The 13,174-nt window shown below is 63.2% G+C and carries 14 protein-coding genes and 1 tRNA gene; 9 read left to right on the top strand and 6 right to left on the bottom strand.

Features of this window, described 5'->3' with window-relative positions:
* The first annotated feature begins 6 nt into the window (after positions 1-6).
* Entirely contained in the window at positions 7-1,143 is a 1,137-nt protein-coding gene (locus EN859_RS26560) for an alpha-hydroxy acid oxidase (protein WP_127855739.1), read from the top strand.
* A gap of 38 nt (positions 1,144-1,181) precedes the next feature.
* Positions 1,182-1,952 (top strand): metallophosphoesterase, encoded by a 771-nt coding sequence (locus EN859_RS26555; RefSeq protein ID WP_127855740.1) that lies wholly within the window; start codon positions 1,182-1,184, stop codon positions 1,950-1,952.
* A 5-nt stretch (positions 1,953-1,957) separates the two neighbouring features.
* On the opposite strand, the gene EN859_RS26550 is transcribed toward EN859_RS26555, so the two are convergent.
* Positions 1,958-2,098, bottom strand: coding sequence for a hypothetical protein (locus tag EN859_RS26550; RefSeq protein ID WP_189502247.1), 141 nt, complete (start codon positions 2,096-2,098; stop codon positions 1,958-1,960).
* A 406-nt stretch (positions 2,099-2,504) separates the two neighbouring features.
* Positions 2,505-3,203, bottom strand: coding sequence for a type 1 glutamine amidotransferase (locus EN859_RS26545; RefSeq protein WP_127855742.1), 699 nt, complete (start codon positions 3,201-3,203; stop codon positions 2,505-2,507).
* A 75-nt stretch (positions 3,204-3,278) separates the two neighbouring features.
* Between EN859_RS26545 and EN859_RS26540 the strand changes: the two genes are divergently transcribed.
* From EN859_RS26540 to EN859_RS26525, 4 genes are all read left to right on the top strand, one after another.
* Positions 3,279-3,941 (top strand): hypothetical protein, encoded by a 663-nt coding sequence (locus EN859_RS26540; protein ID WP_127855743.1) that lies wholly within the window; start codon positions 3,279-3,281, stop codon positions 3,939-3,941.
* Between the two features lie 88 nt (positions 3,942-4,029).
* On the top strand, positions 4,030-4,764 hold the full coding sequence (locus EN859_RS26535) for a 16S rRNA (uracil(1498)-N(3))-methyltransferase (RefSeq protein WP_127855744.1): 735 nt from the start codon (positions 4,030-4,032) through the stop codon (positions 4,762-4,764).
* Positions 4,765-4,917: 153 nt separating this feature from the next.
* On the top strand, positions 4,918-6,291 hold the full coding sequence (locus tag EN859_RS26530) for a glutamate--cysteine ligase (protein WP_127855745.1): 1,374 nt from the start codon (positions 4,918-4,920) through the stop codon (positions 6,289-6,291).
* Between the two features lie 112 nt (positions 6,292-6,403).
* On the top strand, positions 6,404-7,288 hold the full coding sequence (locus EN859_RS26525) for a DUF937 domain-containing protein (RefSeq protein ID WP_127855746.1): 885 nt from the start codon (positions 6,404-6,406) through the stop codon (positions 7,286-7,288).
* A 182-nt stretch (positions 7,289-7,470) separates the two neighbouring features.
* Here the strand turns inward: EN859_RS26525 and EN859_RS26520 are convergent, their stop codons facing one another.
* Complete coding sequence (locus EN859_RS26520) at positions 7,471-7,761, bottom strand: DUF1127 domain-containing protein (protein WP_127855747.1); 291 nt, start codon at positions 7,759-7,761, stop codon at positions 7,471-7,473.
* 178 nt (positions 7,762-7,939) lie between these two features.
* Between EN859_RS26520 and EN859_RS26515 the strand changes: the two genes are divergently transcribed.
* From EN859_RS26515 to EN859_RS26505, 3 genes are all read left to right on the top strand, one after another.
* The gene (locus EN859_RS26515; protein ID WP_127855748.1) at positions 7,940-8,896 is read left to right on the top strand and encodes a LysR substrate-binding domain-containing protein; all 957 of its coding nucleotides are present in this window, start codon (positions 7,940-7,942) and stop codon (positions 8,894-8,896) included.
* Positions 8,897-8,983: 87 nt separating this feature from the next.
* Complete coding sequence (gene xseA, locus EN859_RS26510; protein WP_127855749.1) at positions 8,984-10,546, top strand: exodeoxyribonuclease VII large subunit; 1,563 nt, start codon at positions 8,984-8,986, stop codon at positions 10,544-10,546.
* A gap of 7 nt (positions 10,547-10,553) precedes the next feature.
* Positions 10,554-11,672, top strand: a complete 1,119-nt coding sequence (locus EN859_RS26505) for a P1 family peptidase (protein WP_127855750.1) — start codon at positions 10,554-10,556, stop codon at positions 11,670-11,672.
* Between the two features lie 81 nt (positions 11,673-11,753).
* Here EN859_RS26505 and EN859_RS26500 read toward each other — a convergent pair whose 3' ends face one another.
* From EN859_RS26500 to EN859_RS26490, 3 genes are all read right to left on the bottom strand, one after another.
* Positions 11,754-12,008: a DUF768 domain-containing protein gene (locus EN859_RS26500; RefSeq protein ID WP_127855751.1), complete on the bottom strand. Its 255-nt coding sequence runs from the start codon at positions 12,006-12,008 to the stop codon at positions 11,754-11,756.
* Positions 12,009-12,180: 172 nt separating this feature from the next.
* Positions 12,181-12,257 (bottom strand) — tRNA-His (locus EN859_RS26495).
* A 448-nt stretch (positions 12,258-12,705) separates the two neighbouring features.
* The gene (locus EN859_RS26490) at positions 12,706-13,164 is read right to left on the bottom strand and encodes a phasin (RefSeq protein ID WP_127855752.1); all 459 of its coding nucleotides are present in this window, start codon (positions 13,162-13,164) and stop codon (positions 12,706-12,708) included.
* Positions 13,165-13,174: the final 10 nt, after the last annotated feature.

Below are 13,174 nucleotides of genomic sequence, written 5' to 3'. Positions count from 1 at the left end.
ACCTTTATGAGCACCATCCTGACCATTGCCGATCTCAAGGACCTCGCACGCCGCCGGGTGCCAAAAATGTTCTTCGACTATGCCGATTCCGGCGCCTGGACCGAAAGCACCTACCGGGCAAACGAAGAGGATTTCCAGAAGATCAAGTTCCGCCAGCGCGTGCTTGTTGACATGGACAACCGTTCGCTGGAATCGACCATGATCGGCGAGAAGGTGGCGATGCCGGTGGCCCTGGCGCCAACCGGCATGACCGGCATGCAGCATGCGGACGGTGAGATGCTGGCGGCGCAGGCGGCGGAAGAATTCGGCGTGCCGTTCACGCTGTCGACGATGAGCATCTGCTCGATCGAGGACGTTGCCTCGGTGACCAAGAGGCCGTTCTGGTTCCAGCTCTATGTGCTGCGCGACAAGGATTTCGTAATTAACCTGATCGACCGGGCGAAGGCAGCGAAGTGCTCGGCATTGGTGCTGACGCTCGACCTGCAGATCCTTGGCCAGCGCCACAAGGATATCCGCAACGGGCTGTCGGCGCCGCCACGAATGACGCCGAAGCACATCTGGCAGATGGCGACCAGGCCCGGCTGGTGCATCGATATGGCCGGCACCAAGCGCCGGACCTTCCGCAACATCGTCGGCCACGCCAAGGGCGTCGGCGACCTCGCCTCGCTGTCGTCATGGACGACGGAGCAGTTCGACCCGCATCTGTCGTGGAAGGACGTAGCCTGGATCAAGGAGCGTTGGGGCGGCAAGCTGATCCTGAAAGGCATCCTCGACAAGGAAGACGCGCTGATGGCGGCCAAGACCGGCGCCGACGCCATCATCGTTTCCAATCATGGCGGACGCCAACTCGACGGGGCGTCGTCGTCGATCATGGCACTGGAAGAGATCGCCGATGCGGTCGGCGACACCATCGAGGTGCATATGGACGGCGGCATCCGCTCGGGCCAGGACGTGCTGAAGGCGCTGTGCCTCGGCGCCAAGGGCACCTATATCGGCCGGCCTTTCCTTTACGGCCTGGGTGCGCTTGGCAAGGAAGGAGTCACCAAGGCATTGGAAATTATCCGCAAGGAGATGGACATAACGCTGGCGTTGTGCGGAAAGCGTCTGGTGACCGACATGGGCAAGGAGCAGCTTCGGCGCTAGATACCCGTGACGGTCCGGTCACGGAGGCGACGCAAGCATTGACGGAGCCTGGCATCCACTTTCTCGACGCGCGCGGACCGAATGGCGTGCGGCTTTACGCGATCGGTGACGTGCATGGCCGGCTCGACCTGCTGGCCGCAATGCACCGCCGGATCATGGCTGAGCTTGAACAGGAGCCGTCTTCAGACTGGCGCATCATTCATCTCGGCGACTATGTCGACCGCGGGCCGGATTCCAAGGACGTCATCGATTTCCTGATTGAAGCAAAGGGGCGCGATACGCGCCAGCTGATGCTGGCGGGCAACCACGATATCGGCTTCCTCGATTTTCTCGACGCCCCCGATCCGGATGGGCTTTTCATGCACTATGGCGGCATCCAGACGGCGCAATCCTATGGCGTGACGCTCACCGGAGGCGGTTCATGGTTCGGCAGGGCCGAGGCGGCACTCCGGCAGGAACATGCAGCACTGGTCGAGGCCGTGCCGCAAAGCCATATCGACTTCCTGCGGTCGTTGCAGTTTTCAGCGACGTTCGGCGACTTCTTCTTCTGCCATGCCGGCATCAGGCCCGGCATTCCTTTTGAAAACCAGAGCCCGCAGGACCTGATCTGGATCCGTGATGTCTTTCACGACTATCCTGGCCTCTATTCGAAGATCGTGGTGCATGGGCATACGCCGGTGCCCGAGGCCGAGGTGATGGCCAACCGCGTCAATGTCGACACGCTCGCCTGGCAGTCGGGAGACCTCACCGCACTCGCCGTCGACGGCGCAGACAAGCGTATCCTGACAGTGACGGGCAGAGAGTTCTAGACGGTCTAGCGAAGTGCGGCGGTGACGCCGTAGCCGTCGACAGCCTGGTGGTTGTTGGCTGCGTCGGCGGCATAGATGCCGAGGCCGCACATCACGATGGCGGACAGCATGACAAAGGACAGAAGCACTGCTTTCACGGATGTCATCTCTTGTTGAGCTTCCTGCATCTGTGCACGAGTCGGTTACCAATGCGTTGAAACGGAAAATTCGCCTCAAAATTTCGACGATTTCGCGCTTCTAGACATGTTCTGTATCGGCGATGTGTCGCGCGGGTCACACAAGAGGTTCATCACGTTGCACGGCAGATGCAGAGCGCGCGCCTTCTAGGATGGCGCATGGACACAAGCCAAGGATGAAACGCGTTTTCCCCGGCGGATTCGCCGCCGCGTGCCAAATTTGCAACGCCCTGCGAAAGTCGGGATTGCTCGGCCGGCGAACCCTTAAAGCGCGTCGCGCTTCAAGCGTTTGTTTTTGTGCCTGTCGTTGTCCCAAAATCGCTGCGCACCCTCGGGTCGAGCCCTGAGGGCCGGCTTTCTGCCGACACGCATCGGTTTAGATCGTCGCTACCCAGGCACGGGCGATAGCCAGGCCGGCGGCATCGGCTTCGGGTCCGTTGCGGGCCATTTCGTCGTCGAGCCGGTCGTTCCAGTCTGGATGCTTTTCGGCGATGAGAGGAGCGAACGATGTGCTCCAGTCGCGCACCATCGGACGATCCGCCTCGAAATGGAACTGGAAGCCGTAAACGGCGCGGCCGATGCGGAACGCCTGGTTCTCGGCGACATCGTTTCGAGCCAGACGCATGGCGTTTTCAGGCAGCACGAAGGTATCGTCATGCCATTCGAAGATGGGGAAATTTTCCGGCAGCGCAGCCAGCACCGGATCTGCCTTGGCAGCCTGGGTGAGCGAGACCTTGTGCCAGCCGAACTCTGAGGCGCCACCGATCCGGTTCTCGCCGCCAAAGGCGCGAGCAATCAGTTGGCTGCCAAGGCAGATGCCGAGCACCGAGCGATCCTCGTCGGCGAAATCACGTGTCAGGCCGAGCAGGCTCGGAAAATACGGACAAATCTCGTCATCCAGCGCGTTCTGGGCGCCGCCCAGCACCACCATGGCGTCGTGCGCACCACTGTCCTGCGGCAGCGTGTCCCCGCGATAGGGCCGGCGCAAATCGATATCGGCACCGACCTCGACGAGCGCTGCGCCAATCTGGCCAAGGCCCTCATTGTCGAAATTCTGGACGACCAACACCCGCATCGAAGGCCTGCTGACATGACATTGATGCAGCGAGCGATATCATGACGCCAGCATTGCAGCCAAGAAGGAACGCCCATGCCACTACAGAACCGGGTCGATCCGTTCGGCGCCATCCATGCCGTGCCCGAACGCGGCCTGTTCATGGGCAATCGCGGCATCATCCATGATCCCGAAACGAAGACGCTGCTGAAGAAGCGTTGGGCCCTTCACGCCTGGATCATCTGCGTCTGCGAATTCCGCAACGTGCGGCGCGAGCCGATGGGCCGCAACAGGCAAAGCGACGACCGGTTGGGCGGCAAGCCCGGCTGGACCGAGCTGTTTTTCATGGACGAGGTGACGGCACTCGCTGCCGGGCACCGCCCTTGCTTCTTCTGCCGGCGCGAGCGGGCGAAGGATTTCGTCCTGCGCTTCGGCCAAGCCTTCGGCATCGTCGAGCCGCGGGCGCCGCAGGTCGACAAACGGCTGCACAAGGAGCGGCTGGCGTCGGGTGGGCGGCCACCGGCTGTCAAAGCAGAGGAGCTTGCCGGACTGCCGGATGGCACCGTGGTTGCCGATGGCTGCAACGCCTTTGCCTTGCGTGACGGCAGGGCGCTGCGCTGGTCGTTTGCAGGCTATGGCGAACCGGCGGGGTTCGACGGCCTTGCCGGCCGTCCGCTTCGCCTGCTCACACCTGCGACCACCATCTCCGTGCTGCGGCAAGGCTACGAACCGGTGTGGCGCGCCAGCGCGTCCGCGTAGATTGAAGTGCCAGAGCGTACTTTGTGCGTCCAGGTGGACGCGTCGCTCCAGGCTTGACGCCAAGGGCCGGCTCGCCCATTCCTCGGCGATGCGCGCCAATTACAAGATGCAGCGGCTATTCGTGCCGGACGATCTCGGACCAGACATCGCGTTCGATGCCGGCCAGCAGCAGAGCCATTATCTGATGCATGTGCTGCGGCTTGGCGAGGGTGCCGAAATCCTGCTGTTCAATGGCCGCGACGGCGAATGGTCGGCGACGATTGCTGCAAAATCGAAGAAAGCGGTACGCCTGAAGGTGCTGACGCTGCAGCGGCCGCAGCCGCCACTGCCGGACCTCGTCTACTGCTTCGCGCCACTGAAACAGGGCCGGCTGGACTACCTCGTGCAGAAAGCGGTGGAAATGGGCGCCGGCATTCTGCAGCCGGTCATCACCCAGCACACGCAGGTGGCGAAACCCGGCATCGAGCGCCTGCGCGCCAATGTCGTCGAAGCGGCCGAGCAGTGCGGCGTCCTGGCGGTGCCGGCGGTGCGCGAAGCGGAAAAATTCGAACGCCTGCTGGCCGGCTGGGACAAGGAACGACGGCTGATCTTCTGCGATGAAGACGCCTCGACCAATAATCCCCTGCCGGCGCTGCAGGCGGTGCGGGAAAAGAAGCTCGGGCTTCTGGTCGGGCCGGAGGGCGGCTTTTCTGACGACGAGCGCAAGATGCTGAGGGCGCTGCCCTTCGTCACCGCAATTCCGCTCGGTCCGCGCATCCTGCGCGCCGACACGGCAGCCGTGGCGGCACTGGCGGTGATCCAGGCGACAGTTGGCGACTGGTGAGGTAAGCTGCTTCGCTTCCCCTTGCGAGAGAAGGAAGAAAGCCGCACCGATCAATTCCAGTTGACCTGTGGCTCAGGATTTTTCGCTTGATCGTCTACTGACATTTCGTCCATCTAGCGCCGGCGGTCGCCCGGCCGCTGCGGAGGGCTTATCATGGCGCGCGACACAACCGATTTCCGGCCCATCGAAGATGTCGACGAACTTGTCGAGCATCTGGCCGAAGGCAACAAGCCGCGCGACAAGTGGCGCATCGGTACCGAGCACGAGAAATTCCCGTTCTATGTCGACGGCAACGCGCCGGTGCCCTATGGCGGCGAGCGCGGCATCCGCACCATCCTCGAAGGCATGCAGGAGAAACTCGGCTGGGATCCGATCGTGGATGCCGGCCGCATCATCGGCCTGGTTGAGCCGACCGGCCAGGGTGCAATCTCGCTGGAACCGGGCGGCCAGTTCGAGCTGTCAGGGGCGCCGCTGGAAACGATCCACCAGACCTGCCGCGAGGGCAATGCGCATCTGGCGCAGGTGCGCGAGATCGCCGAGCCGATGGGTATCCGCTTCCTCGGTCTTGGCGGCAGTCCGAAATGGTCGCTGGCCGAGACTCCCAAAATGCCGAAGTCGCGCTACGAGATCATGACGCGCTACATGCCCAAGGTCGGCACCAAGGGCCTCGATATGATGTACCGCACCTGCACCATCCAAGTGAATCTCGACTTCGAGAGCGAGGTGGACATGCGGCGCAAGATGCAGGTGTCGCTGAAGCTGCAGCCGCTGTCGACGGCGCTGTTTGCCAACTCGCCCTTCACCGAAGGCCGGCCGAACGGATTGCAGAGCTGGCGCGGCGACATCTGGCGCGACACCGACAACCAGCGCTCGGGCCTGCTCGAATTCTGCTTCTCGCCCGATTTCGGCTTTGCCGACTATGTCGAATGGGCGCTCGACGTGCCGATGTATTTCGTCATCCGTGACGGCCACTATCACGACATGACGCACGTCACCTTCCGGCAGTTTTTGGCGGGTGCTGCAAAAAATGAAGTGCCGGACGGGCTGCCGACAATGGGCGACTGGGCGAACCATCTGTCGACGCTGTTTCCCGACGTGCGGCTGAAGCGGTTCCTCGAAATGCGCGGTGCCGACGGCGGGCCGTGGCGACGCATCTGCGCGCTGCCAGCCTTCTGGGTCGGGCTGCTCTATGACGAAGCGGCGCTCGACGCAGCCGAGGCGCTGACCTCGAGCTGGACCTACAAGGAGGTGCTGGCGATGCGCAATGCCGTGCCGGAGCAGGGCATTTCGGCGCTGTTCCGCAATACGAGCCTACGCGAGATTGCCCGCGAGGTGCTGGTCATCGCGCGCATGGGGCTGAAGAACCGCGCCCGCAAAAACCGCGACGGCTACGACGAGACCTCGTTCCTCAACACGCTGGACGAAGTCGTCGCGCGCGGCACGACCAGCGCCTGGGAGATGCTCTCCGCCTACCACACGCGCTGGGGCGGCTCGATCGAGCCGGTGTTCATGGAGTATGCTTATTAATCGTTCTTGACCGTTCGCCGTCGTCTCGCTCGACGGCCTTGGAAAAGTCGCTTCAATCAGTGGTCGAAACGAATTAGGCTCTCTTCCGCGAGGATTTCCGGAGGAGAAGCCCATGCCTTCCTTGTTCGACATACTGGCGCAGGCCCAGAACGGCAACGGCATGCAGGCGCTTGCCCAGCAGTTCGGGCTTTCGCAGCAGCAAACGCAGGCGGCGGTGGAGGCGCTGCTGCCGGCCTTTTCGCAAGGGCTGAGGCGCAATATCTCCGACCCTTACGGGCTTGGCGCCTTCATGACGGCGATGGCGAGCGGCCAGCACGCCAAGTATTTCGAGGACGCAACCAGGGCCTTCTCGCCGCAAGGCGTTGACGAGGGCAACGGCATCCTCGGGCATCTGTTCGGCTCGAAGGATTTGTCGCGCGCCGTTGCCGGCCAGGCTGCACAGGCGACCGGAGTCAGCCAACAGGTCCTGCAGCAGATGCTGCCGGCAATCGCCTCGATGATGATGGGTGGGCTGTTCAAGCAGACCACTGATCAACTGACAGGGGGCCAGATGCAGGCAGCAGGCGGCTTCGGCAGCGGCGGCAATCCGCTCGGCGAAATCATCGAGCAGATGATGCGGCAGGCCGGCGGAGGCGCACAGACGTCGCGGCCGGGCCAGGCACCACAACCCCAGAACCCGATGGACAATCCGCTCGGCAAAGTGCTGCAGGACATGTTCGGCGGCGGCGCGCAGCAGCCGCAAGGCCAGCCGCAGCAGGCGCCCAATCCCTATGGCGACAATCCGCTCGGCAAGGTGCTGCAGGACATGTTCGGCGGTGGTGCGTCCCAGCAACCCCAGGCACCGCAGCCGCAGACCAATCCGAGCGGCAGGCCGAGGAATCCGTTCGACGATCTGTTCGGCAAGATGTTCGAGACCGGTGCCCAGCAGCGCGACGACTACCAGAAGGGCGTGGAATCGATCTTCGACCAGTTCAAGCGGGGAATGGATCGGCGGTAGACCGACAAGGCCGGCATCCGATCTTCCTCGCCGCCCAAAAAGAAAAGCCCGGTCCTGGGAGGACCGGGCAGTGTGCAGGCGAGCCGGTGGGGATCCGGCAGGGAGTGGGAAGCCTGCAATGGATCTTGGTCGTGCCGAGCCTCAAAAAGGGTTCAAAGCGACCGAGACAACAACTGGCGCGATCAGGCCACCTTGCGGGCGAAATCCTCGATCGTCTCGGCGCGGTCGACCACAATAGCGCGAAGCCTTTCCGTCGGGTCGCGGCCAAACGGCACGCCGACGGCGACGTGAAGGTCGGCACGCGTCAGGCCGATGTCGGCGAGCTCGGCGTCCGACATCTCGCCAAGACGATAGAAGGCGCGACGGTTTTTCCAGGCGCGGTAGACGTTGGAGATGGCATTTGCCACGCGCGTCGCGACGGCCGGACGCGACGTGATGCGCGAGCTCTCGGTGGCGAAATCAAACGTAGCCATGTTGGTCTCCCTCATATTCGAACGGACGGAGCCGGACGATCGGCGCTGGCGGCAGCGGCCGTTCCGGTCTCGATTCACATGCCTTCATGTGGACAATGCCGAATCTGCCATCGCGCGATTGATTAATCCAACGAATGTTTCTAATCTTTAGCATCAACATCAATGATGGATTGGACCGATGAAAGCGCCGCTCGATCTCGATCAGTTGCAGACATTCATCTCGATTGCCGATACCGGCAGCTTCACCCGCGCAGCGGAAGAGGTGCACCGGACGCAATCGGCGGTGTCCATGCAGATGCGCCGGCTGGAGGAGCGGATCGGCAAGCCACTGTTCGAAAAGGACGGGCGCACCAACCGGCTAACCGAAGAAGGCGACAGGCTGCTTTCCTACGCAAGACGGCTGCTTTTCCTCAACCGCGAGACGCTGGCCGCCTTCGACGACCAACGGCTCGAAGGCACGATCCGCATCGGCACGCCGGACGACTATGCCGATCGCTTCCTGCCCGAGATCATGGCGCGGTTCACGCGGTCCAATCCGCGGGTCGAGTTGACCGTCATCTGCGAGCCGACGCCGGGGCTGGTCGAGCATATCAAGCGTGGCAATCTCGACCTGGCGCTGGTGACGCACAACGACACGCGCGGCCAGTCGGAAGTGGTGCGGCGCGAGCCGCTGCTGTGGGTGACGTCGGCCAACCACGCGACGCATGAACAGGAGATACTGCCAATGGCCTTCGGCCGGCCGAACTGCATCTGGCGGCGCGCCGCCGTCGACGTGCTCGACCGGCAGAATCGCGACTACCGCATCCTGTTCACCAGCTTCTCGGCGACCGTGATCACCGCCGCGGTGCTTTCCGGCCTGGCGATCTCGGTGCTGCCGGAATGCGCGCTGCGGCCCGGCATGCGGGTGCTGGGTGAAGCCGACGGCTTCGGCGCCCTGCCCGATTGCCGCATCGGCATCATGCGCGGCCAGACCTCACGACCGGAGATCGTCGACGCGCTTGCCCGCCACATTTCGGAAAGCCTCGACAACATCTCAGTGCCGCTCGGCGAAGATACGGGGACATTCGATTTCGCCGCGCTCGCCTTCGCCAAGATGAAACGCTCCAAGCCGAACCAGATCCTGCCGGGCTGGTAGAGGGGAAACGGCTGCCTGCTCGCAGCAATTGGGGCGGCACCGAACAGCCGCCTTGACGCGGGCTGACAACCGTCCCCCAATCGGGCCATGAGCGACGCAGCACCCGAATCACGCACCAATGCCACCGAATACACGGTGAGCGAGATTTCCGGCGCGCTGAAGCGCACGGTCGAGGACATCTTCGGCAATGTGCGGGTGCGCGGCGAGATCTCGGGCTATCGCGGGCCGCATTCTTCTGGCCATGCATACTTCTGCCTGAAGGACGATCGCGCGCGGCTCGACGCCGTGGTGTGGAAGGGCACCATGAGCCGGCTGAAATTCCGTCCCGAAGAGGGGATGGAAGTGATCGCCACCGGCAAGCTCACCACCTATCCCGGCAAGTCCAACTACCAGATCGTCATCGACAATCTCGAGCCGGCGGGCGCCGGCGCGCTGATGGCGCTCATGGACGAGCGCAAGCGCCGTCTGCAGGCCGAAGGCCTGTTCGATGCCGGCCGCAAGCGGTTGCTGCCATTCATGCCACGCATCATCGGCGTCGTCACCTCGCCGACAGGTTCCGTCATCCGCGACATCATCCACCGCATCAAGGACCGGTTCCCGCTGCATGTGCTCGTCTGGCCGGTGCGGGTGCAGGGCGAGACGGCAGGCGCGGAAGTGACCGCCGCCGTCAACGGCTTCAACGCACTGGCACGGGATGGCGCTGTCCCACACCCTGACCTGTTGATCGTGGCGCGCGGCGGCGGCAGCCTCGAGGACCTTTGGGGATTCAACGACGAGGCGCTCGCCCGCGCCGTTGCCGCCTCGCGCATTCCGGTGATTTCCGCCGTCGGCCATGAGACGGACTGGACACTGATTGACCTGGCGGCGGACGTACGGGCGCCGACGCCGACGGGTGCTGCCGAGATTGCGGTGCCCGTGAAAGCGGACCTCGAAGCGACACTTGCCGGCCTTGGTGCACGGCTCAAGGCGGCAGTGTCGCGCAATTTCGAACGCAAGCGCCAGGTGGCGCGCGCGGCCGCCCGCGCGCTGCCGTCGCCCGACCAGTTGCTGGCGCTGCCACGCCGGCGCTTCGACGAGGCGACGAGCCGGCTCGGCCGGGCACTCATCGTCAACATCGAGCGCAAGCGGGCGCGACTCGCATCGCAGCGGCTGACGCCGGCCACCCTGTCGCGACGCATGAACGAGGCCCGCACGCTGACCGGCCGCGACCTTGCCCGCGCGCAAGCGGCATTTTTCGCCATCGTGCGCGAGCGGCGAGCGCGATTTGCGCGCACGGCGACGCGGTTGTCGCCAGCGCCGATCGCAAGACGGCAGAAATTGCAGGCGGATGCCCTGGCCGGGCTGACGCGGCGACAGGACCAGGCGATTTCGCGACGGCTGGACAACCTGCGCGGAAAACTGACCCAGGCCGACCGGCTGCTGGCGACGCTGTCGCACAAGGCGGTGCTGGCGCGCGGCTTTGCCCTGGTCAAGGACGCCGACGGCGTGGTGATAAAACGTGCGGCGGACGTGGCGTCGGGCGCGGCGCTTTTGCTGGAGTTCGCCGACGGCACCGCGGACGCAATTGCCACCAGCGGTACAGCGCGACCGAAGGTTGCGAAACCGAGCGCCAAGCCCAAGGAACCGGGCAATCAGGGGTCGCTTTTCTGAGGACGGCATGACCGGACATGACCCGCATCTTCGGACGCCATCAGGCAAGCCGCGCGCCCGCGCTTTCGCGATTCCGTTCGACGGCATGCCAGGCCCCTTCAACGCCATCACCGATGTGGCAGGTGTGACGGTCGGCTATACCACGCTGATCTCCGGCGACGGGCCGCTCGTCGTCGGCAAGGGTCCAGTGCGCTCCGGAGTGACGACGATCCTGCCGCGGCCGAAAGGCGAGTTGGCAGTTCCGGTTTTCGCCGGCATGTTCAGCGGCAATGGCGACGGTGAACTGACCGGCTCGCACCTGATAGATGAACTCGGGGCGTTCAACTTTCCCGTCACCATCACCAACACCCATTCCTGCGGCCTCAGCCGCGACGCAACGTTGCGCTGGATGCAGAAGACCCTGCCGCAATCGCTCGACAGCGCCTGGGCGCTGCCGGTGGCTGGTGAGACCTACGACGGTTTCCTCAACGACATCAACGGCCATCACCTGAGCTTCGAGCACGTCTTTTCGGCTCTCGACGAGGCAAAAGGCGGGCCGATCGAAGAGGGCAGCATCGGCGGCGGCACCGGCATGATCAGCTTCGGCTTCAAGGCGGGGTCGGGCACGTCTTCGCGCTATGTCGAATGGAATGGAGAGCGTTTCACGATCGGCTGTTTCGTGCAGTCGAATTTCGGCGCACGGCGAAACCTCGTCGTCCGTGGCATCAGGGCCGGCGCGGAGCTTGCCGAACCAGCGATCCGGGACAACACGCCACGCGCCGAAAAGAGCTCGATCATCGCGGTCGTCGCCACCGATGCGCCGTTCATGCCGCACCAGATGAAGCGGCTGGCGAAGCGCGTGCCGCTCGGCGTCGCGCTGACCGGCGGCTATGGGTACAACACGTCGGGCGATATCTTCCTTGCATTCAGCACGGCCAATCCCGACGCTGCCCGTGGGGTGCCGGGCAAATTGGCCAGCGCCGGCTACATCCCGGATGTCGATATCGACCTGTTCTTCGACGCCGTGGTCCAGAGCGTGGAGGAGGCGGTCCTCAATGCGCTGGTCGCCAATGACGACATGACCGGGCGCGACGGCAACTTCGTGCCGGCGCTGCCAAAGGAATGGCTCAGGGAGAGATTTGGATAGTTTCGGCGCGGGTCCGAAGACAGGACCGCGCCGCTCTCGCAAATGATTGCCTTGCCCGGCTTTCTCGCCGGGCTCGACCTATCACTCGGAAGGCTTGGTCGAATTCTTTTCGCCCTCGTCAGCCTCGGCCGCTTCTTCGAGCCTGGAGGCTATAAGCTCCTGAATGTCGCCGACTTCTTCCTGGATATCCTCCAGAGGTATGCCGGCTTCAGCTGCCTTGGCCGCACATTCCCTGGCGAGGGTCTCGGCCTGCTTCTCGATCTTGGCCGGTGATGGCTGGCAGTGGACCTTTTCGCCAATCCACCCGCGCAAGAACTCGATCGCATGTTCACTCATTCTGCTGTTTCCCTAGCGGCTAGGCCGGTTGGTATAAACGTCGACATCCCGCAAAGGGATGCATGTTCGCATTCCAGCCGAGTCGGCTTCGCACGGCAAGCCAATCTTGCCCGAGGTCCACAGACGGAGGAAATTGAAGGTTCAAAGAGCACATTCTGATTCTTGAGAAGACTGGTACCGTTGGCTGGGATCGAACCAGCGACCTCCGGATCCACAATCCGGCGCTCTAACCAGCTGAGCTACAACGGCACGTTTGCCTGAGCGGGATCGAGGTGGAAAGTTCATTCTCCGGGATCCACTCTGTCGTTCGGCGATGCGTCCATACGGGCTATCGGATTTTAATTCAAGGCTTTTGGCAGCGCATGGCCCCGAAAATCAGAATCGATTTTCGGAAACGATCATCCGCAAATCCAACGTTTCTACAGCGTCCTTGAGCGTCCAAGAGGACGCGCGGCGCTGTAGCAAAACATCGCTCCCCTGCATCGGCGTCTGCTTTCGCCGGACAAAGAAAAGGCCGGCGGGAGGAGGTGCCGGCCTTTTCCTGTTACGAGCCAGCGGGAGGAGGTGCTGGCTGGTCATCCCGGGAGCAGAGGGAGGAGGTTCCGCCCGCCGGGTATTCACTTAACTGTTCCTATTGCACATCAATTTGTCTGATAAAATGCGACGTTTTGATGCATCTTCGGTTCACGCCCAAGGATTAGGCGGATTTGATTTCCTTCAGGGCCTTCTCGAAGGCGGTCTTGATCGGCTTGGAGACGTCCTCGGCCGCCTTGGACGCAACGGTCTGGAAGTCCTTGGCCTGCTCGACGGTCATCTCGACACGCTTGCGCAGGAATGCGGTCTGCAGCTCGACGACTTCCGATAGCGACTTGGCGCCGATCAGGGCTTCGAGATGCGAGAAGCCGGCTTCAGCATTGGCGCGCAGAGCGGCGATGGTCTTGAGCGACAGGTCGCTGGAAACCGTCTTGGCGGTCTCGTAGGTCGTCTCCAGAGCCTTCTGGGTCTCCTCGGCGCCGGTCTTCAGCTTGGCATAGGCTTCCTTCGACTGCTCGACGCCCTTTTCAGCGAAAGCGCGGATCTGGTCGGTGGCCTTGGAAGCGTCGAAGCTCGGGAATTCAACGTTTTCGATCGTCTCGGCGGTCTTGGTCCTGGACATTTTCCATCCT

Source organism: Mesorhizobium sp. M00.F.Ca.ET.216.01.1.1, assembly GCF_004010325.2.
In the GTDB taxonomy this organism is placed as follows: Bacteria; Pseudomonadota; Alphaproteobacteria; order Rhizobiales; family Rhizobiaceae; genus Mesorhizobium.
The sequence above is the reverse complement of the archived record's forward strand: the minus strand, read 5'-3'. Positions and strand labels throughout refer to the sequence as shown.

What these genes read in the sequence shown, in the direction of transcription:
- EN859_RS26515 (WP_127855748.1), top strand. Translation starts at nt 7,940, where the DNA reads ATGAAAGCGCCGCTCGATCTCGATCAGTTGCAGACATTCATCTCGATT.
- EN859_RS26525 (WP_127855746.1), top strand. Translation starts at nt 6,404, where the DNA reads ATGCCTTCCTTGTTCGACATACTGGCGCAGGCCCAGAACGGCAACGGC.
- EN859_RS26490 (WP_127855752.1), bottom strand. Translation starts at nt 13,164, where the DNA reads ATGTCCAGGACCAAGACCGCCGAGACGATCGAAAACGTTGAATTCCCG.
- EN859_RS26540 (WP_127855743.1), top strand. Translation starts at nt 3,279, where the DNA reads ATGCCACTACAGAACCGGGTCGATCCGTTCGGCGCCATCCATGCCGTG.
- EN859_RS26530 (WP_127855745.1), top strand. Translation starts at nt 4,918, where the DNA reads ATGGCGCGCGACACAACCGATTTCCGGCCCATCGAAGATGTCGACGAA.
- EN859_RS26560 (WP_127855739.1), top strand. Translation starts at nt 7, where the DNA reads ATGAGCACCATCCTGACCATTGCCGATCTCAAGGACCTCGCACGCCGC.
- EN859_RS26505 (WP_127855750.1), top strand. Translation starts at nt 10,554, where the DNA reads ATGACCGGACATGACCCGCATCTTCGGACGCCATCAGGCAAGCCGCGC.
- EN859_RS26550 (WP_189502247.1), bottom strand. Translation starts at nt 2,098, where the DNA reads ATGACATCCGTGAAAGCAGTGCTTCTGTCCTTTGTCATGCTGTCCGCC.
- EN859_RS26520 (WP_127855747.1), bottom strand. Translation starts at nt 7,761, where the DNA reads ATGGCTACGTTTGATTTCGCCACCGAGAGCTCGCGCATCACGTCGCGT.
- xseA (WP_127855749.1), top strand. Translation starts at nt 8,984, where the DNA reads ATGAGCGACGCAGCACCCGAATCACGCACCAATGCCACCGAATACACG.
- EN859_RS26500 (WP_127855751.1), bottom strand. Translation starts at nt 12,008, where the DNA reads ATGAGTGAACATGCGATCGAGTTCTTGCGCGGGTGGATTGGCGAAAAG.
- EN859_RS26535 (WP_127855744.1), top strand. Translation starts at nt 4,030, where the DNA reads ATGCGCGCCAATTACAAGATGCAGCGGCTATTCGTGCCGGACGATCTC.
- EN859_RS26545 (WP_127855742.1), bottom strand. Translation starts at nt 3,203, where the DNA reads ATGCGGGTGTTGGTCGTCCAGAATTTCGACAATGAGGGCCTTGGCCAG.